Origin of the sequence: Bradyrhizobium erythrophlei (genome assembly GCF_900129505.1) — a bacterium.
Classification (GTDB): domain Bacteria; phylum Pseudomonadota; class Alphaproteobacteria; order Rhizobiales; family Xanthobacteraceae; genus Bradyrhizobium; species Bradyrhizobium erythrophlei_D.
This window is the reverse complement of record NZ_LT670818.1, coordinates 6260153-6286597: the sequence shown is the minus strand read 5'-3', so window position 1 is coordinate 6286597 and position 26445 is coordinate 6260153. Positions and strand designations below refer to the sequence as shown.

Annotated in this window: 30 protein-coding genes and 1 pseudogene; 16 read left to right on the top strand and 15 right to left on the bottom strand. The window is 62.7% G+C overall.

What is annotated here, in order from left to right; all coding sequences use genetic code 11:
- The first annotated feature begins 19 nt into the window (after positions 1-19).
- Positions 20-2104 (top strand): methyl-accepting chemotaxis protein, encoded by a 2085-nt coding sequence (locus B5525_RS29130; protein ID WP_079569083.1) that lies wholly within the window; start codon positions 20-22, stop codon positions 2102-2104.
- A 29-nt stretch (positions 2105-2133) separates the two neighbouring features.
- Here B5525_RS29130 and B5525_RS44565 read toward each other — a convergent pair whose 3' ends face one another.
- The 5 genes from B5525_RS44565 to B5525_RS29110 form a co-directional block, all read right to left on the bottom strand.
- On the bottom strand, positions 2134-2283 hold the full coding sequence (locus tag B5525_RS44565) for a hypothetical protein (RefSeq protein ID WP_154073495.1): 150 nt from the start codon (positions 2281-2283) through the stop codon (positions 2134-2136).
- 100 nt (positions 2284-2383) lie between these two features.
- The gene (locus B5525_RS29125) at positions 2384-2866 is read right to left on the bottom strand and encodes a hypothetical protein (RefSeq protein WP_079569082.1); all 483 of its coding nucleotides are present in this window, start codon (positions 2864-2866) and stop codon (positions 2384-2386) included.
- 157 nt (positions 2867-3023) lie between these two features.
- The gene (locus tag B5525_RS29120) at positions 3024-3884 is read right to left on the bottom strand and encodes a tetratricopeptide repeat protein (protein WP_079569081.1); all 861 of its coding nucleotides are present in this window, start codon (positions 3882-3884) and stop codon (positions 3024-3026) included.
- Between the two features lie 50 nt (positions 3885-3934).
- Positions 3935-4621: a substrate-binding domain-containing protein gene (locus tag B5525_RS29115; RefSeq protein WP_079569080.1), complete on the bottom strand. Its 687-nt coding sequence runs from the start codon at positions 4619-4621 to the stop codon at positions 3935-3937.
- Between the two features lie 173 nt (positions 4622-4794).
- The gene (locus tag B5525_RS29110; RefSeq protein WP_079569079.1) at positions 4795-5832 is read right to left on the bottom strand and encodes a glutamine synthetase beta-grasp domain-containing protein; all 1038 of its coding nucleotides are present in this window, start codon (positions 5830-5832) and stop codon (positions 4795-4797) included.
- 600 nt (positions 5833-6432) lie between these two features.
- Between B5525_RS29110 and B5525_RS29105 the strand changes: the two genes are divergently transcribed.
- The gene (locus B5525_RS29105; RefSeq protein ID WP_079569078.1) at positions 6433-6633 is read left to right on the top strand and encodes a DUF2735 domain-containing protein; all 201 of its coding nucleotides are present in this window, start codon (positions 6433-6435) and stop codon (positions 6631-6633) included.
- A gap of 179 nt (positions 6634-6812) precedes the next feature.
- Here the strand turns inward: B5525_RS29105 and B5525_RS29100 are convergent, their stop codons facing one another.
- The gene (locus tag B5525_RS29100) at positions 6813-7118 is read right to left on the bottom strand and encodes an MliC family protein (protein WP_079569077.1); all 306 of its coding nucleotides are present in this window, start codon (positions 7116-7118) and stop codon (positions 6813-6815) included.
- Positions 7119-7219: 101 nt separating this feature from the next.
- Between B5525_RS29100 and B5525_RS29095 the strand changes: the two genes are divergently transcribed.
- Entirely contained in the window at positions 7220-7966 is a 747-nt protein-coding gene (locus B5525_RS29095) for a tyrosine-protein phosphatase (RefSeq protein WP_079569076.1), read from the top strand.
- 41 nt (positions 7967-8007) lie between these two features.
- Here the strand turns inward: B5525_RS29095 and B5525_RS29090 are convergent, their stop codons facing one another.
- Together B5525_RS29090 and B5525_RS29085 are read right to left on the bottom strand one after the other, a co-directional pair.
- Positions 8008-8205, bottom strand: coding sequence for a hypothetical protein (locus B5525_RS29090; RefSeq protein ID WP_079569075.1), 198 nt, complete (start codon positions 8203-8205; stop codon positions 8008-8010).
- 108 nt (positions 8206-8313) lie between these two features.
- On the bottom strand, positions 8314-9024 hold the full coding sequence (locus tag B5525_RS29085; RefSeq protein ID WP_079569074.1) for an SGNH/GDSL hydrolase family protein: 711 nt from the start codon (positions 9022-9024) through the stop codon (positions 8314-8316).
- Positions 9025-9155: 131 nt separating this feature from the next.
- Here B5525_RS29085 and B5525_RS29080 point away from each other — a divergent pair, with 131 nt between their 5' ends.
- The gene (locus B5525_RS29080) at positions 9156-9836 is read left to right on the top strand and encodes an SDR family oxidoreductase (RefSeq protein ID WP_079569073.1); all 681 of its coding nucleotides are present in this window, start codon (positions 9156-9158) and stop codon (positions 9834-9836) included.
- Positions 9837-9843: 7 nt separating this feature from the next.
- Here the strand turns inward: B5525_RS29080 and B5525_RS29075 are convergent, their stop codons facing one another.
- Positions 9844-10551 carry a hypothetical protein gene (locus B5525_RS29075; protein WP_079573934.1) on the bottom strand — a complete coding sequence of 236 codons (708 nt, stop codon included), beginning with the start codon at positions 10549-10551 and terminating at the stop codon, positions 9844-9846.
- A gap of 384 nt (positions 10552-10935) precedes the next feature.
- Here B5525_RS29075 and B5525_RS29070 point away from each other — a divergent pair, with 384 nt between their 5' ends.
- Both B5525_RS29070 and B5525_RS29065 read left to right on the top strand, forming a co-directional pair.
- Positions 10936-11622 carry a DUF2161 domain-containing phosphodiesterase gene (locus tag B5525_RS29070; RefSeq protein ID WP_079569072.1) on the top strand — a complete coding sequence of 229 codons (687 nt, stop codon included), beginning with the start codon at positions 10936-10938 and terminating at the stop codon, positions 11620-11622.
- A gap of 163 nt (positions 11623-11785) precedes the next feature.
- Positions 11786-12088: a hypothetical protein gene (locus B5525_RS29065; RefSeq protein ID WP_079569071.1), complete on the top strand. Its 303-nt coding sequence runs from the start codon at positions 11786-11788 to the stop codon at positions 12086-12088.
- Positions 12089-12167: 79 nt separating this feature from the next.
- Here the strand turns inward: B5525_RS29065 and B5525_RS29060 are convergent, their stop codons facing one another.
- Complete coding sequence (locus tag B5525_RS29060; protein ID WP_154073494.1) at positions 12168-12779, bottom strand: GNAT family N-acetyltransferase; 612 nt, start codon at positions 12777-12779, stop codon at positions 12168-12170.
- Between the two features lie 151 nt (positions 12780-12930).
- The gene (locus tag B5525_RS29055) at positions 12931-13332 is read right to left on the bottom strand and encodes a PaaI family thioesterase (RefSeq protein ID WP_079569069.1); all 402 of its coding nucleotides are present in this window, start codon (positions 13330-13332) and stop codon (positions 12931-12933) included.
- A 171-nt stretch (positions 13333-13503) separates the two neighbouring features.
- On the opposite strand from B5525_RS29055, the pseudogene B5525_RS29050 reads away from it, so the two are divergent.
- A pseudogene (locus tag B5525_RS29050) lies at positions 13504-13752 on the top strand (ABC transporter substrate-binding protein); the annotation flags it as partial.
- 79 nt (positions 13753-13831) lie between these two features.
- Here B5525_RS29050 and B5525_RS29045 read toward each other — a convergent pair.
- The gene (locus B5525_RS29045) at positions 13832-15112 is read right to left on the bottom strand and encodes an ArgE/DapE family deacylase (protein WP_079569068.1); all 1281 of its coding nucleotides are present in this window, start codon (positions 15110-15112) and stop codon (positions 13832-13834) included.
- 96 nt (positions 15113-15208) lie between these two features.
- Here B5525_RS29045 and B5525_RS45520 point away from each other — a divergent pair, with 96 nt between their 5' ends.
- Positions 15209-15361, top strand: coding sequence for a hypothetical protein (locus tag B5525_RS45520; RefSeq protein ID WP_172899995.1), 153 nt, complete (start codon positions 15209-15211; stop codon positions 15359-15361).
- A gap of 26 nt (positions 15362-15387) precedes the next feature.
- The gene (locus tag B5525_RS29040) at positions 15388-15639 is read left to right on the top strand and encodes a DUF6719 family protein (RefSeq protein ID WP_079573932.1); all 252 of its coding nucleotides are present in this window, start codon (positions 15388-15390) and stop codon (positions 15637-15639) included.
- Between the two features lie 99 nt (positions 15640-15738).
- On the opposite strand, the gene B5525_RS29035 is transcribed toward B5525_RS29040, so the two are convergent.
- A complete protein-coding gene (locus B5525_RS29035; protein WP_244567624.1) occupies positions 15739-16122 on the bottom strand; it encodes a hypothetical protein in 384 nt (127 codons plus the stop codon).
- Positions 16123-16263: 141 nt separating this feature from the next.
- Between B5525_RS29035 and B5525_RS44560 the strand changes: the two genes are divergently transcribed.
- Positions 16264-16581 carry a hypothetical protein gene (locus B5525_RS44560; RefSeq protein WP_154073492.1) on the top strand — a complete coding sequence of 106 codons (318 nt, stop codon included), beginning with the start codon at positions 16264-16266 and terminating at the stop codon, positions 16579-16581.
- 212 nt (positions 16582-16793) lie between these two features.
- Positions 16794-17054, top strand: a complete 261-nt coding sequence (locus B5525_RS29025) for a hypothetical protein (RefSeq protein ID WP_079569066.1) — start codon at positions 16794-16796, stop codon at positions 17052-17054.
- A 12-nt stretch (positions 17055-17066) separates the two neighbouring features.
- Here B5525_RS29025 and B5525_RS29020 read toward each other — a convergent pair whose 3' ends face one another.
- The gene (locus tag B5525_RS29020) at positions 17067-17609 is read right to left on the bottom strand and encodes a CreA family protein (RefSeq protein WP_079573928.1); all 543 of its coding nucleotides are present in this window, start codon (positions 17607-17609) and stop codon (positions 17067-17069) included.
- A gap of 211 nt (positions 17610-17820) precedes the next feature.
- Between B5525_RS29020 and B5525_RS29015 the strand changes: the two genes are divergently transcribed.
- Complete coding sequence (locus tag B5525_RS29015) at positions 17821-19716, top strand: L,D-transpeptidase family protein (protein ID WP_079569065.1); 1896 nt, start codon at positions 17821-17823, stop codon at positions 19714-19716.
- A 23-nt stretch (positions 19717-19739) separates the two neighbouring features.
- Here the strand turns inward: B5525_RS29015 and B5525_RS29010 are convergent, their stop codons facing one another.
- Positions 19740-20639: an AraC family transcriptional regulator gene (locus B5525_RS29010; RefSeq protein WP_244567623.1), complete on the bottom strand. Its 900-nt coding sequence runs from the start codon at positions 20637-20639 to the stop codon at positions 19740-19742.
- A gap of 194 nt (positions 20640-20833) precedes the next feature.
- Here B5525_RS29010 and B5525_RS29005 point away from each other — a divergent pair, with 194 nt between their 5' ends.
- From B5525_RS29005 to B5525_RS28990, 4 genes are all read left to right on the top strand, one after another.
- Positions 20834-22960, top strand: a complete 2127-nt coding sequence (locus B5525_RS29005) for a molybdopterin-containing oxidoreductase family protein (protein ID WP_079569064.1) — start codon at positions 20834-20836, stop codon at positions 22958-22960.
- A gap of 75 nt (positions 22961-23035) precedes the next feature.
- Positions 23036-23341 (top strand): ferredoxin family protein, encoded by a 306-nt coding sequence (locus tag B5525_RS29000; RefSeq protein WP_079569063.1) that lies wholly within the window; start codon positions 23036-23038, stop codon positions 23339-23341.
- The gene (locus B5525_RS28995; RefSeq protein WP_079569062.1) at positions 23338-24675 is read left to right on the top strand and encodes an FAD-dependent oxidoreductase; all 1338 of its coding nucleotides are present in this window, start codon (positions 23338-23340) and stop codon (positions 24673-24675) included. The genes B5525_RS29000 and B5525_RS28995 overlap by 4 nt, the downstream gene beginning before the upstream one ends.
- 120 nt (positions 24676-24795) lie before the next feature.
- A complete protein-coding gene (locus B5525_RS28990) occupies positions 24796-26445 on the top strand; it encodes a hypothetical protein (RefSeq protein WP_079569061.1) in 1650 nt (549 codons plus the stop codon).

The window sequence follows — 26445 nt, the reverse complement described above, 5'->3', positions numbered from 1 at the left end:
CGTAAACGGCTTAAAACCTATGAAAATCGGTACCTTGCTGACCGCCGCCATCGTCTCGCTTTCCGCCGTCGGCGGCGGGCTTGCGGCCTATGTCGCCGTCGCGAAATTCCAGACCATGGACAAGGTTTCGGTCGCACAAAGCAGGCTGGAGATCGTCCGGGCCGTCGGCGACCTTCCCCGCTATATCAACCCCGAACGCGGCTTCGCCACCAACATCCTGTTCGGACCGCCCGCCGTGGATCCGAAGCAACTTGCGGAACTCACCGACAAATACCGCAAGCAGACCGACGGCGCGCGCGACAAGATGAACCGGATCAGGAGCACCCTGCCCGGCGCGCTGGACGACGGCGCTGCGATCGGAAGCGCCATCGATGCGCTGAACACGAAATTCGCAAGTCTGCGGGAGACCATCGACAAGGCCATCGCGGGTCCGGTCGACGCCCGCCGCGACGCGGCCAAGAAGATCGTCGCCGACAACTCGGCCTTCAACAGCGCGGTGACCGCCCTGCTTGACGAGCAGGTCCGCAGGATGGCCCAGCTCGACGGCGACGCCTACCGTCAGGCCAGCTACGCCAATATCGCCTGGACCCTGCGCGACGTCGGCGGTCTCAATGCCAGCATTCACAAGGGCCTGGTCGGTGCCAAGCGCGCGGCCACCGACCCCGAAAAGATGGATTTGAGCCGTGCGCAGGGGCGCACCGACCAGATCCTGTTGTCGCTGCAGGAATTGCGCAGCAATCCCGCGACCCCGGCGAATGTGGCGGCCGCTCTGGAAAGGATGAACGATGCCTATGTCGAGCGCTTCGGCAAGGAGCTGAAGATGGTGAAGGAAGGCGCCATCAGCGGCAAATACGAGCACGACGCCGACGCCTTCTTCGTGGAGTCGCAGCGCGGCCTCGGCGCGGTCGTCGAGGTGCGTGACGCGTTCTACGACAATGCCGAGCAAATCCTCGGTGCTGCCTATTCCGCGGCGCGCGTCAGCTTCCTGATCGCGCTCGCAGGTCTCGCCGCGGTCTCAATCGCGAGCGCAGCCATGGTGGTGATGGTCCGTCGCCGCGTCTGCAGCCCGATCGTGGCGCTCACCGCCTCGATGTCGCGTCTCGCCGGCGGCGACGTCTCCAGCGAAATCCCGGGCACCGAGCGCGGCGACGAAATCGGCGCGATGGCCGCTGCGGTCGGAGTCTTCAAGGACAACATGATCGCGGCGGACCGTCTGGCCGCCGAGAAGGAAGCCGAGAACGACGTCAAGATGCGGCGCGCGCGCGTGCTCGACGAGCTCACCCGTGCCTTCGAAACAAAGGTAGGCGAACTGGTCGGCGGATTGTCGGCGGCGTCGGCCAAGATGGAAGGTACCGCCCAGTCGATGTCCTCGACCGCGGCGGACACCAACCGCCAGGCCGCCATCGTCGCGGCGGCCTCCGAACAAACCTCCACCAACGTGCAGACGGTCGCCAGCGCCACGGAAGAGCTGACGTCCTCGATCGCCGAGATCGGCCGCCAGGTCACCCAATCCACCGAAATCGCGGCGCGCGCCGTCGAGAACGCCCGCCGCACCGGCGACAGCGCGCGCTCGCTGGCCGAGGGCGCACAGAAGATCGGCGACGTCGTGACGTTGATCCAGAGCATCGCCGCGCAAACCAATCTGCTGGCGCTCAACGCGACCATCGAGGCGGCACGCGCCGGGGACGCCGGACGGGGTTTTGCGGTCGTGGCCTCCGAGGTCAAATCTCTGGCCGGCCAGACCGCAAAAGCGACGACCGAAATTTCCGAACAGATCGCGGCGATCCAGACTTCCAGCGACGCGACGGTCACGGCGATCCGCAACGTGGCCGATGTGATCGCCGAAATCGATCAGATCGGCGTTGCGATCGCGTCCGCGATCGAAGAACAGGGATCGGCGACCAAGGAGATTTCCCGCAGCGTCCAGGAAGCCGCCCGCGGCACGCAGGAAGTCAACGCGAATATTTCCGGCGTCCAGCAGGCCGCCAATCATACCGGCTCGGCCGCCAATCAGGTGCTGGGGGCCGCGGCCCAGCTGACGTCGCAATCCGGCGATCTCGCCGCGCAGGTCAACCGCTTCCTCTCGGAGGTCCGGGCCGCGTAGCCATAGCGTTTTGCACCAGAACCGCGGCTCTAGTGCCGCTTGAAATACTGCACGTCGCGCTCGTGCTTTTCGGCAGCCGCGCGCGACTTGAAGGTGCCGAGATTGCGCCGCTTGCCGGTTTTGGAATTGACCTTTCGGGAATAGAGCCGGTACTCGCCCGATCGCAATTTCCGGATCATGGACCAACGCCTCCTTCGCGGCAACAACCGCGATTGCCTCGCTGTTGTTCCGCGCGGAAGGCTATTTCGCGGCCTTCAGCGACATCATGGAGGGCCGGCCTTAGGGTTTTTTCGACGGCGCAAACGACCGATCGCCGAACGGCCCAGCCGTCGGCGTCTGGATCACGACGAAGCCACGCTGCATGGTCTGATGACAGGAATTGCAGCCATCGGTCAGTTCGCCGACCGCCTTCGCGAAGCGCTTGCCGTCCTTGGCGTCGATGGCGTCGGAAATCGACTGGACCGGTTTTGTCATCGTGGTGACGTTGCTGACGGGAATGCCCTCATAAAGCAGCGCCGCCTCCAACAGGCCGGCCTTAAGCTGGCGAAGTTCATAGGCCGCGAGATCCCAGTTCTGGGCCTTGCCGGCGAACCACAGCTTGATGTGCCGCGTCTGCACCGCGATCATGATGTCGCCGAGCCGCGGGACGTATTGCTCGTTGGTCGGCGATGCATTCAGATTGGACTGGCCGGACTGCGCAATGGCGAGCGGCGCCAGCGAGCAAACCATCAGCAGGGCAACACTATATCCGCGCAGTTTCATCCGATGCTCCAAACGTGTAGCGTTTTCTGCTGCCCGTCTAGCACGGCCCGATTTGGCGCTGTTGATATCCATCAAGGTGAACGCCGAGGGGCGGCTATGCCGTCGTCACTGAGCTGTCCCGGCCATGACAAAAAAGTGAGCGTCGGGCGAACATCGCCTAGAAACAAAGATTCGTGACAAAATTTCCGCGCTTGTCCTTGATCGTGTAAGGGCATTCCAGCCGCTTCAGCGCCTTCTTGGCGTCTTCGTTGCCGAGCGCGGCGGCGCGCTGGTAATAGGCCTTGGCGGCGTCCGAATCCTTCGCCCCGCCGCGCCCTTCCTGGGCGAAGGCGCCCATCCGCTCCAGCGCGCCGGGATGATTCTGCGCGGCCGCCTTCTCGAACAGGTTTCGCGCCGCGCTATCGTCCTGCGGCCCGCCGGTGCCGTCCGCCAGCATCAGCCCGAGCTGGTACTGCGCCTCCGCATTGGTCTCGGCGGCTTTAGCCAAAAGCTCCCGTGCCCGCGCCGGATCCGGCGATGCAGCGCCGCCACCACCCAAAGCCGCCAGATTGCTGATGCCGCGGGGATTGCCGGCCTGTGCCGCGCGCTCGAACAGTTTCCGCGCTTGCGCCTCGTCTTGAGCGACGCCCGAGCCGGTGCCATAGGCCACGCCGAGTTCGACCATCGCCGAAGTCGAGCCCTTGTCGGCCGCCTTGCGCCAGGCAGCGATTGCCTCCGGCAACTGCCGGTTGGCGGCGTAGGCGCGGCCAAGCTGATAGAGCCCGCGGCGCGACGAGCCGGCTGCGGTTTTGCAGAACTTGATCGCGGTCGCGATATCGGCCGGCGCGACATCGGGCACTCCCTTGACGTCGGCCGGCTTGTCGGGATCAGCGGGGTCAGCGGCGAGCCGGTCGCACAGCACGAGGTCGGCCGACTGCGCTCTCAGCTGACTCGGATCGGCCAACGATACGACTGCCGCCAGCGCTGAAAGCACGATGCGGCCCGTCGCAGCCGATAGAAGCCGGCGGGATGGTTTCATCAGGATTCACCAATTGACGGCGGCAGGTTAGCTTCGAAGAACGGGCGGATTCAAGGCTCGAGCCCGGACTCGCGCAGCATCGGGACGACCTCCGGCGAGGCAAGATATTTCAACAGTGCGTCGGCCTGCACGGCCTTCGCCGACGCCGCCCAGCGGCCCGCGGAGAACACCGCGGGCGTCTGCAGTTCGCGCGGGATCGCTCCCACCACCTCAACGCCCGCGACCTGCTTCAGCTCGCTGATCTGCTGCACGGCCAGATCGGCTTCGCCGCCGGCCAACAATTCGGCAGTCAGGCCTGACGGGATGATCCGGGCGCGGGCGTTGACCTCGGACCCGATTCCCAGACGATCGATCAGTTGTGCGAAAAAAATGCCGCTGGCGCCGATGCGCGAATAGGCGATCGAACGCGCGGCGAGCAGCGTTGCGCGCAGCGCAGCCCCGGTCGCGATGTCGGGATAAGCAACGCCGGCCTTGACCGCGATGCCGACGAAGGAACGCGCGAGATCGACGCAGCTTGCCGCGACCACGCTGCCGTCGGCAGCAAGATCGTCGAGCGCCTGCTTGGTCAATATGACGACGTCGGCCGTCTCGCCGCCGCCCAGCCGATCCAGCAACCCCAGCGTCGGCGCGAAATCGGCATCGATACGCGCGCCGCCCGCGGCCTGATATCGTCCGGCAAGGCCGCGCACCGCTCCCATCAAAGCGAGCGTCGAAAGCACGCGAACGACGTCTGCCATCTCGCCTCCCTCGTCGCGGCTCCGTCAGTGACAACCGCAACCCGGGCCGCCCGGAAACCGCACGCCCTCTGGAAAGAAGGCCCAAACGCAATGATCCGCCAAAGCGGTGGACGCCTTGACGGATCAAATGGCGGTCCGGACGGTCAGAGGTCCGGCCCTTACGTCATCCCGTCCTAAGCCGCGGCCGCCTTGGCGGAGGTCGGCACCGACGCGATCGTCTTCAGGATCTGGGACGCGATCTGGTAGGGGTCGCCCTGCGAGTTCGGGCGGCGATCTTCCAGATAGCCTTTGTAGCCGTTGTTGGCGAAACTGTGGGGCACGCGAATCGAGGCGCCGCGGTCCGCGATACCGTAGCTGAAGGTATCGATCGAAGCAGTCTCGTGCTTGCCGGTCAGGCGCATGTGGTTGTCCGGTCCGTAGACGGCAATGTGTTCGGCGCGGTTGACCTTGAATGCTTCCATCAGCTTCTCGAAGTACTCCTTGCCGCCGACTTCGCGCATATAGGTGGTGGAGAAGTTGGCGTGCATGCCGGAGCCGTTCCAGTCGGTGTCGCCGAGCGGCTTGCAATGGAATTCGATATCGACGCCGTACTTTTCGGTCAGCCGCAGCATCAAATAGCGGGCCATCCACATCTCGTCGGCGGCCTTCTTGGAGCCCTTGCCGAAGATCTGGAATTCCCACTGGCCCTTCGCGACTTCGGCGTTGATGCCTTCATGGTTGATTCCGGCGGCGAGGCAGAGGTCGAGATGCTCGTCCACCATCTTGCGGGCGACATCGCCGACGTTCTTGTAGCCGACACCGGTGTAATACGGCCCTTGGGGCGCCGGATAGCCGCTGGACGGGAAGCCGAGCGGACGGCCGTCCTTGTAGAAGAAATACTCCTGTTCGAAGCCGAACCAGGCGCCGGCGTCGTCGAGGATCGTCGCGCGCTTGTTGGTGGCATGCGGGGTCTTGCCATCGGGCATCATGACTTCGCACATCACCAGCACGCCATTGGTGCGCGCGCCATCCGGGTAAACGGCGACCGGCTTCAGCACGCAGTCGGAGCTATGGCCCTCGGCCTGCATGGTGGAGCTTCCATCAAATCCCCAAAGCGGAAGCTGTTCGAGCGTCGGAAATGCGTCAAATTCCTTGATCTGGGTTTTGCCGCGCAAATTCGGTACCGGCGTGTACCCGTCGAGCCAGATATACTCGAGCTTATACTTGGTCATTGAGCCTCTCTTGAGTTGATGATGCAAAAGGTGGCGAGCCGTAGGCTATTGGTCACCACATGCGTAGCCGGCCACCATCGGCCAGTCGTTACCAAGCAATTAAAGTGCCAAATTGCCGCACCGCGGCAGCCGGGCTGGGCCAGGGAACAGCCCTCGGCGCCGGCCCGCCATTTCAAATTTTAGGTGCGGCAAAGGCGCGCGGGTGCGCCTTGGCGAGGCACCCCCGACGATGTGATTGAGGCCTATATGACGCTCGATTCTGCGGCATCGCTCAGCCCGTCTCCTCGCGGCGATTAAACCCGCGGCATGTTATGTCGACATCAGGCATCGAGGGGCCCCGCTCCTGCAACCTTGCCGATGGCTCAAGCGTTAGCCACCCGACAACTGCTTCAGCCGAAGCAAAACCGCAATATGCCTACATTTTAAACACGATATGACTTTCTCTTGGTCAGGTTGCACTAGTGGCGTGCAGGGCCGATATCGGAATCGGTAACCAGTCGAGAACGAGTCGGGCGCAGCATGGTTGATGGGCGTCAACCGTTCGAGGACAGACCGTCGCAACATGGACCAATGTGCATCGACATAAGGAGAGATGAGAAAATGAATTCGAGCTTGAACCACGGATCTGCCAAGATCTACCAATTCCCGGCCGGGGGCCGCGCGGCGCTCGGCGGACTCCGCAACGACGAGCCAAAATCGGCAACCGAGCAGAGTGCATCGCGCGTGAATGAAACAATCAGCAGCGGCAGCTGGTATCACGAAGCGGCTATTCAGGAGTCCAAGCCGGCATGGGAGCGTTGATGCCAATCGCAAGCCTGACGCCGATAGATTGTCGGCCTTTGCCGCAATATCGAGTGGGTTGAAAGGGTCGGGACGAAACGTTCCGGCCCTTTTCTCTGGCCAGGATCCTCCAGCCAAATGTCCTTTGCCAAGTCTTTTCAGCCGAGTCTTTTCAGCCAAGTCTCTTCAGCCACATCTCTTCAGCTGAGTTCGCAGGCCGTCACCAGCCGCCTGGCGTGTTTGACCGTGGTGCCCGTCCTGGCGATTTTCAATATGACGCCGCCGCCCGAATAGCGGGCTCCTGACAGGCCAAAACGCCTGGCAAGTGTCACCGCCTTGCCGTCGATCTGCAGATGGGCGCGATTGTCGTATTCGAAAAATCCGACGATGAACTGGGTGCCGTCGGCGCAACGATAGTTCTGAAAAGTCTGCGCCATCGCCGGCGATACGCCGGCCGCCGCGATTAAAAATGTCGCACCAAAAATTGAATACTTTCGCCGATTCATGCCCGCCCCCGAATTGCAATTATCAGTATAGACGAGCTCACGGCGCGCGATATGTCTTGTCGGTCATTTCTCTGCCGCGGATGATGGCTTAGACTGGGCCGATGTCAGATACCCCTCCCCGCCATCTCAACCTCTCCGGCGCCAGCAATTTCCGCGATCTCGGCGGCTATCCGGGAAAAGACGGCCGTATCGTCCGCTGGCGGCAGATCTTCCGTTCCAACCATCTTGGACACCTGACCGAGGCCGATATCGACGTGCTGCGGCCGCTCGGCCTGAAAAGCGCGTTCGATTTTCGCGGCACCGAGGAACGCGTGGCCGCGACCTGCGGGCTTGCGGAGATTGCGGTTCATTCGCTGCCGATCGAGCCGACGGTGGTCGCGGCGCTGCGGGCGCGCCTCGCCGGGGGCATCGCGCTGTCGCCGGTCGACGCGCTCGACGTGATGCGCGATTCCTACCGCAACTACGTTCGTTACTACACGTCGAGCTTCCGCGCCCTGTTCGCGCATTTGCTGGAAGACCGCGCACCGCTGGTGATTCATTGCACCGCCGGCAAGGATCGCACCGGTTTTGCCTGCGCGCTGATCCTGCATGCGCTGGGCGTGCCGGACGAGGTGATCGCCGAGGATTATTTGCTTACCAACCGCTTCTACCGCCGCGACCCCGGAGCTTCGAGCGAGCTGCCCGACGATGTCAGGCGGGTGCTCGGATCGGTGGAAGCTTCCTTCCTCGCCGCCGCCTTCGAGGCCATCAGCGCCGATTACGGCGACCTCGAAAGCTATTTCAGCGACGGTCTGGGCCTTGGTGCAGGCGAGCGTGCGATGCTGGAAGCCCGCTATCTGGAACCCTGAGCTTCCCCTGCGGCCAAACGGACCGGAGGACGAGACAGCCGCTACGCCGCCGCTTCCAATTCCGCATCCAGATCGGCGATGACGTCCTCGAATGCCGAAATCGCCTGCTGAACCGCGGCGATCTGCAGCAATTCCCAGCTGCTGATCGGGCCATTGCGGTTTTGCAGCGCGACTATCAAATCCCGCCGCTGTTCCTTGAGCTGAACCAGAGGCAAACCGTGATCAGGCAGATATCTCATGACGTCTTCCAACCCTCATTGGACCAGAACACGAGCGTAGCCGGCCCGCGCTGCAATCCGCTTACGGAACCCCAGCAAATTTTAACTAATCGCGCGGGATTACGGACGCTAAGCGCCCGCAGGTGGCGCCCTGGTGATTGCGTCGCGCAGCGCCTGCGCGAAACGAAGGGTGCTCCAGTCACTCTGATGAAGCTGGTCCGGATCGGTCGGGTCGAACATTCGATGAAAACCGATATCGTTGTGCACATGCCAATGACGCATCAACGCCCAACGCCGGAACAGATTGACTTTAGCCACCTTGGCCGCGTCCGAGATCAAGGACACCATGCGTTCGGAAGCTTCCGCTTTCCCGTCGAAAAGCATCGCCGGGACGTACTGCGGATCAATCAGCACGACATCCATTTTCTTGTCGCGGAGCAGGCTCAAACCTTCAGCGATCTTCGCTGCGACGTCGTCAAGCCTGTAATTGTGGAAAACCGCGTTGGTTCCGACTTGCCAGATCACCAGCGAGGGATTCTCGGCGAAGACATCGGCTTCGAAACGCACCAGTTCCTCAATCGCCTCTTCGCCGCCCTTCCCTCTGTTGAGCACGTCGATCTTGAGATTTGGAAACTGTTCTTCCGCATATCGAACCCGCAGGTACATCTCGAGACGATGCGGGTATGGCACAACATCACCCCTGCCCGCTGTCGAAGATGATCCAATCGCGACGATCCTGACCGGACCCTTGCCTAACAAGGCTTCCGCGAGTTTCGGAAGCGGAAATGTAAAGTTGACGATTTCGGCGGGAATATCACCATCGGACGCAGCGTCGGCCATCTGAATTTCCCCCTGTCGGTTTGCGGGGCGAGCCCATTTGAAACAGCGATTGGCGCAGGAATTCGCAGTATTGCAAATGAATTGGCCGGGGCGATAGTGTGGCCTCCTCGCCTCTCGCCGCGGAGTTCCCCATGGAAGGAAAAGTCATCGTCGTGACCGGCGCCTCGGGCGCGCTCGGCAAGGTGGTCGCGGAAATCGCGCTTGCGCGGGGCGCGCGCGTCGCCGGGGTGGATCACGCGCCGTCTCAGACCGCGGCGACCGACAATCGGATTGAACTTGGCGGCGTCGACCTTTCGGATGCGGCCGCGGCCAAGAAGGCCATCGATGCGGCCGCGGCGCATTTCGGCAGGCTCGACGCGCTGGTCAATATCGCCGGCGGATTTGCCTTCGAGATGGTCGCCGACGGCAACCCCAACACCTGGCAACACATGTATGCTCTCAACGTCCTCACGGCGCTGAACGCGTCGCGGTCGGCCGTCCCGCACCTGGTCAGTTCCGGCGCCGGCCGCATCGTCAATGTCGGCGCAATGGGCGCGCTGCAGGCGGGCTCCGGCATGGGCGCCTACGCCGCGTCCAAGGCCGGCGTGCACCGGCTCACCGAAGCGCTGGCGGCCGAATGGAAAGGCAGGATCACCGTCAATGCTGTGCTGCCCTCGACCATCGATACCCCGGCCAACCGTGCCAGCATGCCGGGAGCCGATTTCACCAAATGGGTGACCCCACAAGAACTGGCCGAGGTCATCCTGTTTCTCGTCAGCGACGCCGCCAGCGCCGTCACCGGCGCGCTGCTCCCGGTAAGTGGGCGGGTGTAAGGGCCGCTCAGGCCTCCGCCAGTTTCTTCAACACCGCGCTGAAGCGAATGCTGCGCTTGCCGGCCAGGGCCGTTGCCTCCGCGACCGCTCCCTCGGCGGTGTGGGTGCCGGAAAAACCGATGCCGACTTCGTAGCCCCCGAACACCGGCCGTTCACCCTGGCTTGGGGTGTGCTCGTGGTTGACGAGTTCGCCCTTCCACCGGCCCTTCGCGCTGGTGTAGGCGCCGATATAATCGAAGAACGCATCGCCGCCGCGGATCCGGCCGTCGTGCAGCACCATGACCCCGGTATTGCCGCCGTCGATGCCGTCGAGCATGCGGATATGAATGGAATAGAGCCCGTTCCCGATTCCGCCTTCTCCAGGCGGCATCGCCGGCGGCGCCGCCGCTTCGCTGATCGGGGTCATCACCGAGTGGAAGGCGATGCGGGGCACTTGCGTGGTGCCGCCTTCAAAACAATATTGCTCGCCCTGCTGCCGGCCCCTGAGCGAGAGCGTGACCTTGTCGCTCTTGAGCAGCGGCTGAAAATTCGGATCGTCGTTATGCCGCATCGTCGATATGTCTACCGACACCTCGCCGTTTGCGGATTCCCGGTAAGTGCCGATGAATGCGAACGCCGAATTGCCGCCCATCATCTTGCCGTCATAGACATAGATGACGCCGCGGCGCGAACCGTGCACCGTATGCATTTCGACTTTGTAGAGCCCGTTCAACATCGTCGCTCCGGCCTTTCTGGCCTGCAACCCCGCCGGTGTGTATCCTCCGGCGCGCCATTGCCTTCGATCCGCGATCAACAAAGGCGGCTTCGCCTTAAGACAAATCCTCTTTATTACCGGCGGGCGCCATGGCCTCCGCACAGGGTATGATCGCGCACTACCATGACGCCCTGATTGCCGCCCTCGATGCCGTCAAGCATCTCCACGGTGATGTGGTAGAGCCCATCCCTGATCAGATGACCCGCTTGGCGCCCGTCCCGGACCCACGATAGCCGCACCAGGCGCGTTTGATCAAATCGCGGGGGGTCCGCGTCTTTACCGATCCGGGCTAAACTACGGCATTGAGTCGCATGGGCGACACCGAAAGCCCACCCTGGAGCCGTTTTGGAAACCGCGCTTTACCTGCCCGTCAAACGCTTCCTCGAAAACCTCGGCTTTACCGTCAAGGGTGAGGTTGGCGGTTGCGACCTCGTGGCGCTGAGCGGTGACGATCCCCCGATCGTGGTGATCGGCGAATTAAAGCTTTCCTTCAATCTCGAATTGATCCTGCAGGCGGTTGATCGCGCGGCGGCCTGCGACGAGGTCTGGCTTGCCGCCAAATTGTCGGCCCGCGGCAAGGGGCGCGAGAGCGACGCGCGGTATCGCAATCTTTGCCGCCGGCTCGGCTTCGGCATGCTCGCCGTCACGAATACCGGCGACGTGGAAGTGATCGTTAAGCCGCCCACAACCAGCCCGCGCCGCGATCCCAAAAAGCGCTCCCGCCTCGTCGCCGAACACCGGCGCCGCAAGGGCGATCCCGCGCTCGGCGGCAGCACGCGCTCGCCGATCATGACCGCCTATCGCCAGCAGGCTTTGGCCTGCGCTTCCGCGCTGTCACAGGGGCCGCGACGCGTGCGCGATCTCAAGCCGGAGATTCCCGACGCACCAAAAATTCTGCTGCACAACGTCTATGGCTGGTTCGATCGCGCCGAGCGCGGCGTCTACCTCCTGACCGACGCCGGACATGCCGCGCTGAAGCGTTGGCCACAACAGCCGATCGATTTTGCAAGCGTCGGTGATTCAATTCCCTGAACCGTGGCAATCCGAAATAGCGGCGACTGAAATGATGGTAGTGACGCGCATGTGACAACACGGCAATGCAAAGCCCACGGTGCATAGCTGGATTGCCACACCAATTACATATTGCAATGCAACATAAGGGGTCCTAGGTAATCGGACCAACTGCGAGGCCCCGATGAGCGAAGACTGGAATACCAAATATGGAACGCGACGCGTCCGGCGCGATCCACCGACGCTGGACGAAGCGATTTTTGCCGCGGTCGGGATTACCGACGACCAGGAAGCGCAGGCTGAAATCGCCGCCTCGCTGATGGGGCTGCCGATCGAATCCGTGCTGGCCGAAGTGAAGAAGATCGCGCGCACCACGGCACGTTCCACGACCCGCGTGATCGCGGGCGAACAGGGCGCTCAGCGTTCCGTGGTGGTCGAACGTCGCGTCGTCAGGCGATTTGGCAACGACAAGCGCACTGGGACCTGAAACCGCGCTGTCGGCGCACCGCCGTTACCTCAATTCGCCGGCCCAGGAGCCGGCGAATTGCTGTTTGTGACGCCGTTGTTCAGGCCGCCCGGCCCAGACCAACCATTCCCAGCAAAAGCTTCCAGTACGCGCGGTTGACCTGCATCATCGCGCGGGTCGCATCGGCCGGCGTCGCGATCGCGAACTTTGCGAGTTCGAGTTGCGGTTGCGGCTTCAGATCGATCGTGCCGGTCGATTCGCCATGGCGGAACGTCAGGTGGGCGCCGAATTTGTTGGCGAGGGCCCGCATCGCCTGATTCTGCGCGCCGGTGGTGATCCGCAGCGCGCCATAGCCCTTCCATCGCGCTTCCGAGATCAGTCGCTTGAACAGAATGATGCCGACGCCCTGCCGGCGTACGGACGCCTCCACGCTGAAAGCGATCTCCGGCAAGGAGTCCGGGGATTGATCCGGCGGATGCAGTTCCGCAGCACCCCGCACCACGCCATTCTCGATATAGGCGACGATGACGGTGCCATCCTCTGCGCATTTCGCGGCGTAGCGTTCGATGAAGGTGTCGTCCATGAAGCCATTGAAGCGGTCATGGCGGCTTTCCGAATCGAGCCGCAACAGATGATCGCGCAGCAGCGGCAGTTCTTCCTGCTGATACAGCGTCCGAACGTAGCCGCCGCCAAACCTCGAACGATGTAGCACGTCAAAACTCCTCTTGGATGGCCCTCGAGGAGGCGTCGAATCCCTAGACACCGAATATTGTGCATCGCAACATGGAATTCAAGGCCGCTTCCCGCCCGAAATAACGGCAGAATGCCGCGACCGAATGGTTAACAAAAATCAATCTCCGTATTCATACGAGCACCATCTGGGTCTGGGTCACCACGGCCACCAGCTTGCCATCCTCGGTCTCCAGCCGCGTCTGCCAGACCTGGGTACGACGGCCGCGGTGCACCGGCGTCGCGGTCGCGATCAGCGTCGTTCCTTCCCTCGCGCCGCCGATGAAATTGGTCTTGCTTTCGATCGTGGTGGTGCCCTTGGCGTCGTCGGGCAGATTAATCACGGTGGCGGCAGCGCCGACCGAATCCGCAAAGGCCATGATCGCGCCGCCATGAATGATATGGCCCAGCGTGCACAGATCCGGCCGAACCAGCATCCGCGCCACCACGCGGTCCTTCTCGGCTTCGGTAAAGGTGACGCCCTTCAATTCGGCGAATGGCATCTTCATCGAATTCACTTTTTCGAGCGGCGTCATGCGGTCTCCCCGTTTTCCTTCAGGTCATTCCTCAAGAACATGGATCGCCGTGTCAAACCAGGCAATGACGTTCGGGGTAATGGTCACCGTGACATCAAGCCGATAGTTCGCCATATCATCCAGCATGGGCCAATTCCCTCCCCGCCGGATCGTCTGTCTCACCGAGGAAACCGCGCGGCCGCGCCGGATGTGATCCTGGCGTCGTGGTGCGGCAAGAAGGTCGTGCCGGACAAAATTAGAAGGCGGCCCGGCTGGAGCGAAATTCCGGCCGTGCGCGACGGCCGCATCGTCGAGATCAAATCGCCGCTGATCCTGCAGCCCGGCCCCGCCGCGCTGACCGGTGGGCTCGACACGATCGTCGCGGCGCTGTGGGCGGCACCATCATCCCAAGGTGCGAGCGCAGCGAGCCCCGGAGGATGAGAAGCTTGCGGCCCATCCTTCGAGACGCCGCGCTGCGCGCGGCTCCTCGGGATGACGTCAGCGTTGGCTTCGAAGGCAATTACACCTCCTCCACCCCGCACCATTCCGCGATGAACAGGGCGATGGCCTTGGTGGATTGGCGCAGCGAGTCGAGATCGACATATTCGTTGAAGCCGTGCATCGCCGCACCACTCGCGCCGAAGCACAGGCTCGGGATGTTGTGATTGAGCCCATAGAAACGGGTGTCGGTCAGTGCCGTGAAGGCACCTTCGGGGACCGCGCCGCCATAGACCGCGTCATAGGCTTTGCCGAACGCGGCTTCCGGTTCCGCCGAATCCTTCAGTTCGTAGCCTTCCGAAAGAAACCCGGACCATTCCACGTCGGGCGGATTGTTGGACAGGAAGCGGTGGTCGCGCGCCGCGGCCAAGACGCAAGCCAGTATCTCGGCCTGGCAGTCGGCGACCGACCAGCCCGGCAATATCGCGATCCGGCAATCGACGTCGCACCAGGCGGGCACGCTGGAGGCCCAGTCGCCGCCCTTGATGATACCGGGATTGAAATTGATCGGATGCGTCACCGCCTTGAAATGGCGGTCGCTGCTGGCGCGCTCGTTCCATTCGGCCTCGAGTTTTTCCAGCGCGTGAATCAAATGGTACGCCGCCATGATCGCATTGGAACCGGAGCCCGCCTCGAATACATGCACGGGAAGTCCGCGCACTTTCAGGCGAAACCAGATCACGCCGACCTGCGAACGCACCAGTCTGCCGGACATCGGTTCGGGAATGAAACAGGCGTCGGCGCGATAACCGCGCTGCAGGGTCGAGAGCGCACCGACCCCGGTGCTTTCCTCCTCGATCACGGATTGAAAATGGATCCGCGCCGTCGGCTTCAAACCGGCGGCCCTGATCGCGTCGAGCGCATACAACGCGCTGATGGTGCCGGACTTCATGTCGCAGGCGCCGCGGCCGTACATCCTGCCATCCTTGATCACGGGCGAGAAAGGCGGCGTGTCCCACATCTCCAGCGGCCCGGTCGGCACCACGTCGCAATGGCCCTGCAGGATCAGCGATTTTCCCTTGTTGCTCGCCGGGCGGTAGGTTCCAACCACGGTGCGCGCCCTGGAAAAATCATGCTCGATCGGGCCAAAGCCGCGCAGATCCCTGAGATCGTCGACATCGATATGCCAGTCGTCGACCTCGTAGCCGCGCTGCCGCAGCAAATCTCCGATCATGTCCTGGCACGGCCCTTCCGCGCCGCGGGTCGAGGGTATCGCGACAAAATCGCTCGTGGTTGCAAGCTGGGCGTCGAAATTGGCGTCGACGGCGTCGAGAATCTTCTGCTTGGTATCGATGGCGTTCATTTCCGTGACAATTTTCCGTTGTTGCTTTCAGAATCGCACCCGCGCCAATACACTTCAGTATTCGGCGGCGAGATTGCGCGGCCCATGGAGACACGGATGCCCGCCAACCGCAATATCCTCTACCTCATCATCGGCGCACTGGTCGTCGCGGTGGGTGTGCTGGGCTACAATCTCTACCAGACCAAGAAAGAACCGGAAGGCCTGCAAATCAATGTCGGTCCGAACGGATTGAAGATTCAAAACAAGTGAAAACGGCGATCCCATCGGCCATGAAGATGTCGCGCATCAGCCGCCCTTCGGTCTTGCTGCTTGCCGGCATGGCACTGGCCCTGGCGGCGACATCCGTGATGGCCGAACAGGTGTCGCGCGAGCAGGACATCGTCAATCTGCGGCTGGGGCAGCACATTATGGTCGACGACGGATCGTGCCCCGCGGGCCAGATCAAGGAAGTGTCTGGGGCCAAGCTGACCCCGAACGGGATCCTGCGTGCGGTAAAATGTATTCCGCGTCCTGGAACCAAGAAATAAATCTTGGAACCAAGAAATAAACGGTGCGTCCCGATAGCGCCCCTGCGCCGGCTCGCCGGCGGCGTCTGCAGCAATTACTGGAGATTTAGAGCAGCGAGCCTACTTCGCCGGCTCGAACATGCATTGCAATGTTGGCTTGGCAATTTTCGTGAAGGTGCCGCCGATCTCGGATTGCTTGGATGCCGGCACCCATTCGGTCTCGATGGTGGGCACGCCGGTTTCGCCGATGCCGCGTAACAGCGCTTCGCGCAGATCGTTATCCTCGACGACAGCGGCGGCATGGTCGTGCAGGCAGCCGCAGACTTCTTCGGGATGCGCCCAGCGGCCGAGCATATGAGGCGCACACTGACGCACGAACTCGGCGCGCGGATCGGACAGCTTCTGCAATGCGCGGAATTGAATTTGCCGGACGTGTGCCTGCCGAACCGGAATCTGCCCGACTTTGCTCCGTTGAACTTCTGTCTGCGCCGAACCACCGAGCATGAACCAGGCGACGACGGCTGCACTGATAGGAAGATACATGAGAACTTACCGGCAACTTTCCTTGAGCGTCAGTTCGGCCGCTTTTCAACGGGCCGCAACAACCATGGCCTGTGGAACTGAAGCCAGCACGGGAGAGCCCGTATGGGCGAAGGTGCCGACGCCCGGCAGGCCGCTCTCGACCGAACCAGCCATCGAAGGGCTGACGAGAACGAAGGCGAATGCAAGGATAATGCTGAGGGTTCGCATTTGACTGTCTCCGGTTATCACCGGCTTTCCGCCGTCGTCGTTGGTGTCTTGATAACCATGCGGCGTTTCCGCCGTTCTGCGCCCAAAGCGAAAAATGGTTTCGTCACGCAGAGAATTGTTTCGTTGCCCCGGGCCGACGAAACAATGTCTAGGAAATCCCAACGAATTCAGCCGAATGCTCTGCTCCTTCTGAGCGCTCGCAAGGCCCGTTGATCGGGCTGCGCCTCTTCTCTCGGGTGGCGGCGCAAGCAATGAAGCCAAAAGCTGCTTTTTAACCTTTCTCTGGTGAAGAAGCACCTGACAGTTCAAGGCGCGACCAAGGTGCCTGAACCACAACGTGGCCCGGACCGTCTCAATCAGACGGACGTTGCAACTTTTCCAGGCAATTGCGCGTTCTGATTCAGCTTCAACGGGGGAAACAATTCGTGGGCGACGGCAACTTCGACGCTGGCAACAAAACCCCGGCCCGAAAAACCAATGGTCCATCCGCACTACGGATCGGCGAACAACAGCCTCTGAGCAAGGAGCGCCCGGGGATTAGCGTCGCCATGGCGCAGCAAGGCGGCGACTTTGGCCGCGGCAATCAGTCGGCGCCGCAAAAATTGCCGCAGTTGGTAGGCTGCCGCGAACCCAAGGCGCGGCCGGCGCCCTGGATCCGCCCGCGCGCCGAACCGGCGAAGCGGTAAATCAGCATTCCCTTACTGGATGAACTCGCCACATTTCTGCACCACCGCATCGGCCGCACCCCAAGGCATGATCGGCACCGAGGAGGTTGAATTTTTCGGCGACCCCTCGACCAGACGGTCCGAATAGACCATATAAACCAATACATTGCGCTTGGCGTCACAGCCACGCACGATCTGCATCTTCTTGAAGAATAGCGAGCGCCGCTTCCGGAACATATCGTCGCCCTGTTCCATCTTGTCCTTGAAGTGGATCGGGCCGATCTGTCGGCAGGCGAGCGAAATATCCGAGACTTCCTCCGCAAGCCCAAGCCAGCCCTTGAATCCGCCCCGCTCCGGCACCGTGAAGTGGCAAGCGACCCCCTCGACCTCGGGGTCATCGACCCCATAGGTCGCGAGCTTGTCGTTCGGGCTGAGCAGCTTGAACACAGTCGAACGGCGGAAAATGAGATCCGGTTCGTCGGCCGCGAATACGGCCGAACCCGGCCACAGCGCCAGAACCAGCAAAGCCAGGGGTTTCCACCCGATGTCACAAAGGCTTAGGGCTCTACGTGTCATTTCTTTCTCCGGTTGGCGCATTGCCGCCCATGTTGGCGTTGAGAGTTCCCACAGGAAGGCCGCCGGAACAATTGCTGAGCGCTGTTTAACGGAGTGTGAGGCTTTTTTGTTACGCTTAAGCCGAAAACCGCGGGCTACTGGGAGCCTTGCGCTGGTGAACGCGTTTCACGTCTGAAACACTAACGATCGAGCAAGGCTCAAGGATTCGGGAATGGTACGCGTGAACGAGTACAAGGCTGTTGGTGCCGGACGGCTTTGGCGAGTAGCGTTTCTAACGGCAGCCGCCGCGATCGGTACCACGGCCCGGGCGGAAGCCGCACTGTATGACTGGTCGGATTCCGATACCGGCTATTTTCGACCGGGTCCAATCACGCAGCCCCGGCGGCAAAAGCCGTCCCGCCATCAGGCCAAGAAAATCGTGCCCCCCGGGAAGGAATCGGCCAAGCCGCAAGGGCCGGTCATCATCGCGATCTCGATCGAAAAGCAACACCTCAAAATCTACGACGCCAATGGGTTCTTTGCGGAAGCTCCGGTTTCCACGGGCATGAAGGGCCATTCGACGCCGATGGGCGTCTTCAGCGTCATTCAGAAACAGAAGCTGCACCATTCCAACATCTATAGTGGCGCGCCGATGCCCTATATGCAGCGGATCACCTGGTCGGGCATTGCCATCCACGCCGGCGTGCTTCCCGGTTATCCGGCGTCGCACGGCTGCATCCGCATGCCGATGGCATTCGCCATGAAGATGTGGAACTGGACCAGAATGGGCGCGCGGGTGGTGGTCACGCCCGGCGAGATAACCCCTGCCAGCTTTTCGCATCCGCTGTTGGTGACGCAGAAGGTAGCGCCGCAGCCTGCAGCCGAGCCGCAGGCTGACGCGCCGCCCGCCCCGAAATCCGACAAGGCGTCGGAGGCCGACACGCCGATCGAGCCCGCAATTTCGCAAGCGAAGCTCGAATTGAGATCGACCGTCGGCCACGCCGGCGGCGCAAAGTCCATCATCGGCGAACCGCCGGGCGCCACATCCTTGCTTGGCCAGACGCATACCGCGGACGCTAGCGGCGGCACGGCCGCGGCCAAACTGGCGATCACGATCACCGACGCAGTATCATCCGGCGGCAATGCGACGCCGCCCGCCGAGTTCAAACCCGATAGCGCGCCGGTGGCAGCCGATGCGTCAAAGCCTGATGCGAAGGCGGCCACCAATCCGCAAACGGCGGCATCCGAGACCGAGCCGGTCGCCGCGAAGCGCGCCGAAGCCAAATCGTCCGGCGACAAGCCGTCAGACGCCATAGGTGTCGAATTCAAATCACAGGAAACCGCGACGGGTGACGCCGGAAAGCAACCGGACCATGCTGTCGTCGCCGTGCAACCGGTGCCCGATGCCGCGAAGGCCGATGTATCGGCAACCGGAAGCACGATCAGTGAAGAGAGGCCGGCCGAGAAAAAACTCGGGGCGAAGGCGGATGATGTCAAGATAAACTCACAGAAGCCGGACGTGCCGCAAGCGAACGACAAGCCTGGCGAGGCCGCCAAGGCGACGACAGGCATCGGCCCCATCGCTCCGGCTCCCGATTCGAAGAAAGACCAGACCCGCCTGCCCGACATCGCGAAGCCGGCTGCCGGCAAAAACGACACGGCGGTGGTGCCAAAGCGCACCGGCCAGATTGCGGTGTTCATCAGCCGCAAGGATTCAAAAATCTATGTGCGGCAGAATTTCGCGCCGCTGTTCGACGCGCCCGTGAAGATTGCCCCGAGCGACCGGCCGCTGGGCACGCATGTGTTTACGGCTGAGATCGACAAGCTTGATGCCAATCTCGTGCATTGGTCGGTGGTCTCGCTCCCCACGCCCTCGCGCTACGCCGAACGGCGTACCGAGGACGAACGCCCCTCGCGCCGGCACAAGATCGCGGGCACAGCCGTCGTCGAGGCAAAGCCAGTGCCGGATAGCCCCGCGGAGGCGCTGGACCGCATCACCATCGCCTCGGATACGATGGCGCGAATTACGGAAGCGCTTTCGACCGGCGCCTCGATCATCGTTTCCGATCAGGGCATCAGCGCCGGCGAAACCGGCGAAGGAACGGACTTCATCGTTTCGCTGCGCTAGAATTTATTCGCGAGCCGCGTGGTCTAATCGCGAAGCTTCTGCGCCCGGTACAGGCCTGGCGTGGTCCCGACGGCCTTGCGGAAGGCGCGGTTGAAATTGGCCTGCGAAGAAAATCCCGTTGTATAGGCGATATCGACCAGCCTCCGATCGCTGGTCGCCAGCAGCCGCTTGGCCAGATCGAGGCGCTGGCGGCTGACATATTCGTGCGGAGCATTTCCGGTTGCCGCCTTGAAGCTTCGCGAGAAATGCGCCGGGCTCATGCAGGCCACGGACGCCAGATCCTTGACGGTGAACTCACGCTCGACGGACGCCTCGATGAACTCCGTCACGCGCGACAGGCGTTTCGGGTCCAGTGCCTTGTGACCAGCATTGTTGTGCTTCAGCCGAACGGCGGTGGCCGAGTAGCTGTGCACCAGATGGGCTGACAGGGCGCTGCTGAGGCTTTCGATCAAGAGCCGGCCGGTGGAGGACTCCGCCGCGAGTTCCCCGAGGATTTGGTCCGCGACATAGTCAATGAAGGTGTCGTGATCGATGCTCTCGTAACGGATCGAGATTCCGGACGGGTCGATATCCAGATCCTTCAACAGCATATCGTCGAAGGGTTTGCCCGGAAGAAAAAGATGAAGGCATTCCGGGATGTGGTCCTCAACGCGGATGAAGTCTTCACGGACGCCGGCCGGGCAAAGCCACACGGTGCCCTTTCTGGCGTGGGTGCGCTGGCGCATTCCCGCGCCTTCCCGGTCCACGACCGAATTGCCGCGCAGCAGGATCGCGATTTCGGTATCCCGTGGCAATTGCGAAGGCAGTTCCCCCGCCTCGTGGCTCCATCGCTCCGCGAGCAGGTGCGACCATCGCCGGTCGTTGGACGTCTGAAGCATTCTGCCGGTAACATATTTATCGACAGAGTTGCCAAGCATACCCATCGTGAATCTCCGCCAGATCAGCGCGACGTGTAGGCAACGGTAGCATTTTTCAGGCAAATATCATGCCAGAGCTCTGGACGCGTGTCCATCCGCTGAGAGCAGTTTAGGACAACAACCCCGCACGTTCCGAGAAGCCAGCAAGTTCCGGCCGTCGCAAGCTTCGCACTGCATTGAATCAGGGAGCGGAGGAACACATGGCCCGGACCACTGTAGTAGGCGCCTGTCCGCACGATTGCCCGGACACCTGCTCGATCCTGACGACGGTCGAGGACGGCAAGGCCATTGCCGTCCGCGGCCATCCTGATCACCCATTCACGCGCGGACGACTTTGCGTCAAGGTCAACAACTACGAAGAGCGCGTCTACAGCGACAAGCGCGTGCTCTATCCGCTGAAGCGGGTTGGCCCGAAGGGCACGCGGCAGTTTCAGCGGATTTCCTGGGACGAGGCGCTCGAGACGATCGCTTCGCGCTGGAAGGCGATTACCGCCGAACACGGTGCGCAGGCGATCCTGCCCTACAGCTATCTGGGCACGCAGGGTGTGATCAACGGACTGAACGTCGGCGACCCGCTGTTCAACAAGCTCGGCGCCACCGTGCTCGAGCGTACCTTTTGCGACTCGGGCTCATGCACGGCCTACATGATGACGATCGGGCCGACGCCGGGAGTCGATCCCGAAAGCTTCGTGCACTCCAAATATATCATCCTGTGGGCCTGCAATACGCTCAGCACGAACTCACACCACTGGCCGTTCATCGAGCAGGCCAGAAAAGCCGGCGCCAGGCTGGTGGTCATCGATCCCGTGCGGACGCGTACCGCCCGGCTGGCCGACTGGCATATTCCGATCAGGCCTGGCACCGACGCGGCGCTGGCGCTGGCGATGATCCATGTCATCATCAAGGAAAACCTGGTCGACCGCGATTACATCGACAAGCATACCGTCGGCTACGACGAACTCGTCGAACGGGTATCAAGCTACACCCCCGAATTCGCCTCGCAGGAAACGGGCATTCCCGTTGACGACATCCTTAAGCTCGCGCGCGAGTACGCCACCACGCCTCCTTCCGTGGTGCGCATCGGCGTGGCCGTGGAGCGGCACGCCGGCGGCGGCCAGACCGTGCGCGCGATCGCCTGCCTTCCCGCCTTGATCGGCGCATGGAAGCATGTCGGCGGCGGCCTGCTGCAGCTTCCCGTCTGGGCGTTTCCCGTCAAATGGGACGTGCTGATGCGTCCCGACCTGCAGCCGGAAACCATGCGCGTGCTGAACTCGTGGCGCCTTGGGCCGGCGCTGACGGGAGAAACCGGCTTCGACCCGCCGATCAAGGCACTATTCGTCTACAACGCCAACCCGATGGCCATGGTGACCGAACAGGCCAAACTCGAACAGGGGCTCGAACGCGAGGATCTCTTCACCGTCGTCAGCGAACACTTCCTCACCGACACTGCGAAATATGCCGATATCGTTCTGCCCGCGACAACCCAGCTTGAACAGAAGGACATCATGTTCTCGTGGGGACATCTCTATCTGTCCTATAACAACCAGGCGATTGAGCCGCTCGGAGAGGCGGTTTCGAACACGGAGCTGTTCCGTCGTCTTGCAAAGGCGATGGGCATCACGGACCCGACCTTCTTCAGGACCGACGACGAGATGATCGAAGCATCGCTGGATTGGACGAACCCGGTCCTGCAGGGCATCACTCTCGATACGGTCAAGGCAAGCGGCTACGCGCGCCTTACCATGCCAGCAGCGGACCAATGGGCGCCGCATCGCGACGGTAATTTCCCGACACCAACGGGCAAATGCGAATTCAAGTCGACCATCGCCGGCGGTGGCAACTTCGTCGCGCCGCTATTCCGACAGGGCTACAATGGCGACCAGGACGGCACGCCGGTGGATCCCCTGCCGCATTACATCCCGCCGAACGAGAATGCCCGGACGGCCCCTGCCCTCGCGGCACGCTACCCACTCAGTCTGATCTCGCCGAAGAGCCACGCGTTCCTGAACTCGAACTACGGCAATCTGCCCGCGCAGACCGCGCAAGCGGGAGAGGAACAGGCCGTGTTGCTGCACCCGGATGATGCCGCCCAACGTGGAATCGAGGCCGGAGCGCCCATTCGCGTGTTCAACGATCGCGGCTCGTTCGAGGCCTATGCGACGGTTTCGCCCGATATCATGCAAGGGGTCGTGGTGGCGCCCTCGGGTTACTGGCAGCGGTCCAACCGCAAGGCCGCGACCGTTCACGCGCTCACGCCGCCCGCTTTCGCCGACCTGGGCCGTGCCCCGACTTTCTCGGACATCCTCGTCCAGGTCGGGAGAATTTGACCGGCTCGCTCACGCGCGACGACGGGCGCCGTCGCGAACTCTTGTTCATTCATCGATGCACCGGGATGGCCGACGATGACATATGTGGTGACGGATAACTGCCGAGGCTGTCGATACACGGAATGTGTCACCGTCTGCCCGGTGGAGTGTTTCCATATCGACGCCGCCATGACCTATATCGATCCGGAGAACTGCATCGACTGTGGCGGATGTGTGCCGGTCTGCCCCGTCGGGGCCATCGAGCCCGATTACCGCCTGCCCGCGGACAAAAAATTCTGGATCGACGTCAACCGCAAGCGGGCGGCTCAAACGCCCGTCGTCAGCGCGCGCCTGCCGCCGTTGCCCGGCGCCGACGAGCGCAGGCAGGCCCTGGGACGATGACGCGACCTGTCCTTGGCGCGGCGGGTGCAAGCTCCTTTCGGATCGCCGTAATCGGCAGCGGACCGAGCGGCTTCTACACGACGGAAGCCTTGTTTCGCGCGGGCGCGCCGGTGGCCGTCGATATGTTCGAGCAACTCCCCGTGCCCTACGGGCTGGTGCGGTTCGGGGTCGCGCCGGACCACCCGAAGCTCAAACAGGTCACGGCAGCCTTCGACAGGATCGCAACAACACCCGGGTTCCGTTTCATCGGCGCGGTCGCGGTCGGGCGCGATGTGACGATCGACGAGCTGCGCGACAGCTACGACGCCGTCATCCTTGCCACCGGCGCCGATGTCAGCCGACCTCTGGATATCCCAGGCGAATCGCTGCGTGGGTGCCATCACGCCGGCGATTTCGTCGCCTGGTACAATGGTCACCCAGATTTTCGCGATCTCGAGATCAACCTCGACCATGAGGCCGCGACCGTCATCGGCCATGGCAACGTCGCCCTCGACGTTGCGCGCATGCTTGCCAAGACCGCCGATGAATTGCGGCGGACGGATATCGCCCGCCATGCGCTCGATATCCTGGCGGAAAGTCGGATTCGCGAGATCCATGTCGTCGGACGTGGCAGGCCGGCGCAAGCGAAGTTCAGCGCAAAGGAGTTGCGCGATTTCCTTGAATTGGACCAGTGCGACGCCGCGATCGACGGAAGCGCCCTCACGCTGGATGATTTCGAGCCGGACAATCCCGGCGATGCGGAACTGGTCGAGAAGCTGGCGCTGCTCCGCGCGTTTTCGCAGCGGGTTTTGACCAAGCCACGGCGGTGCCTCTTCCGCTTTGGCCTTTCGCCCGTCGCCGTCCGCGGGCAACGCCGGGTGGAGGCGATCGCTTTCATGCAACAGCCGTCAGCGACAGTTGAACAGATCGACTGCGGCCTAATATTTCGCAGCGTCGGCCGCCGGACCGCGCCGATGGCCGGGGTTCCTTATGACGAGCACCGGGGCGTGCACGCCAACATCGGAGGACGCGTGGCCATCGGCCCGCAAGTGCTCGCCGGCCTATATGTCTGCGGATGGAGCAAGCGCGGCCCAAACGGCACGATCGGCACCAACCGCGACTGCGGCATGGCTACCGCCGCGGCAGTCCTTGCGGATCTGCCCGCCCGGCCGGGTCCGCGTTTGAGCGCCCCTGATCTGTTGCTGGCGCGGCTGCGCACGCGCGTCGCACGCATCGTCAGCTACGAAGATTGGACCACGATCGATGCGGCCGAAAAACGTCAGGGCGCCCTGCTCGGCAAGCCGCGGGAGAAATTCGTTTCGGTCCCCGACATGCTGGCGGCGATGCAGGCATAACCATCCGGGGTGAGCGGCCATCCCGTCCGCTGGTGCATTCGGAAGGCGCGTGGACAACCGCCGTTCCGGCATCGCCACCCGGTCGCTTTGCGCCGCCGGCTGGGCTAAAAGACCGCCGCCATGAACCAGCTTTCCACGCCGGCGCTTGCGGCCGACCGACCCATCGATACCCCGAAGGACGCCTTCGACCGGCTGACGTTGCTTGGCTGGCGATGGGGATTGGCGGCGATCATCGCCGGCCTCGCGGGCTCGTTTTTTCTGTTCGGTTATGCGCTGATCTACTGGCGCAACGCCGACATGGATTTCATGGTGATCTACAGCGCGCTCGCCCTCAATGACGGCAAGCCGCAGCAGTTCTTCGACCATACCGCCTACCTCACCATCCTGTCGGTCAAACTCTGGTTTCAGTGGCTGCATGCGCTCGGCCTGCTTGATGCGTGGTCGCTGTCGGCCATTCCACCGGCCTCCAATGCGCCGGCGTTCGACGCCGCCATGACGAGCGCGGTTCGCGCCGGGCGCCTGCTCGCCTTTCTGATCGCGACCGGTTGCGTACTGGCTTTCGCGAGCCTTGCCCGTCGCATCGTCCGTGACTGGCGCGTGGCCATGCTGGCCACCGTGGCCTTCGCGTTCTCCGGCGGCGTCGCGGTGCATTCGCGGATATTGCGCAGCGAACTGGTCGCGGCATGCCCCGTGATCTTCGCGCTGATGATCGTGATCGCGGCCGGGCGAAGAGCCAGCACCGCCCGGCCGCTCGCCTTGGCGGCCGCGGCCGCCCTGTGCGTGCTCGGTCTCGAGAACAAGGTGCAGGCGATTCTGCTGATCGGCGCGCTGCCGCTGGTCGTCCTGCCGTTTGGAAGCAAAGGTAGCGCAAGCGTCGGGTTCTGGCGCCGTCCGCGATCGGGCCCGCTGGCTGCGGTCGTTGCCGCCGTCGCGGCGCTCGCCGCGGCATGGGCGGCATGGCCGCTCATCGCTGCCGGCTTCGACCGCGCCCTGCTCGATGCCGCGCATTTTCATCCGCTGTTGCTGGGCCGCTTCGGCCTCTATCAGGCAGCGCTGATTGTTCTGATCGGCGGCTGCATGATCGGATATGCCGCAATCTGGCGTATCAGCGCGGGCGAAACGCTTACGTCGATGTTTGCGATGGCCGCCGCCGCGTTGCTTGCTCTGCTTGCGCTCAGGCTCGTCTATAACGCCAGCAATGTGATCGCCGTGTTCAATCCGCTGGAGAAAATGCTGACCTTTGCCGATGCAAACACGTTGGATGCCGCGAACGGATCGAACCTGGCGGGAATTCTGTTGCTGTTGCTCGACGGGCTCGCGTCGGTTTTCGCGCGCTACACCTTCGTGCTGCACTCCTCTCCGCGACCGACGGTGTTCCTGACCTGGCTGATCGTGCCCGGGATTATCTATGCGTGGCGGCGCGGCGACAGGCTCCTGGCCATCCAGGCGCTCGTGCTTCTGCTGGCAGCGGTCGGGATCGACACGCTCGGCGTACGACGGGGGCTGAAATCCGAATACTTCATCTTTACCGATCCGCTGATCGTCCTCTCCGGCGCCGTATTGCTCGACGGCCTGAACGAGCTGCGCTTTCACCGGTGGACCTATCCGGTGGCCATGGTGCTGTTCGGACTGCATATCGCCGTCGGCCAGGCTCAGCCGATAAAATATGCCTTCATGCGCCGGGGCCCGCAGCCAATTTGCGAGTGGGACGGCCATTACATGCCGCTGCTGCCGCTGCCCTGGTGCAGTTCTGGCGTGGCGCGGCCATAA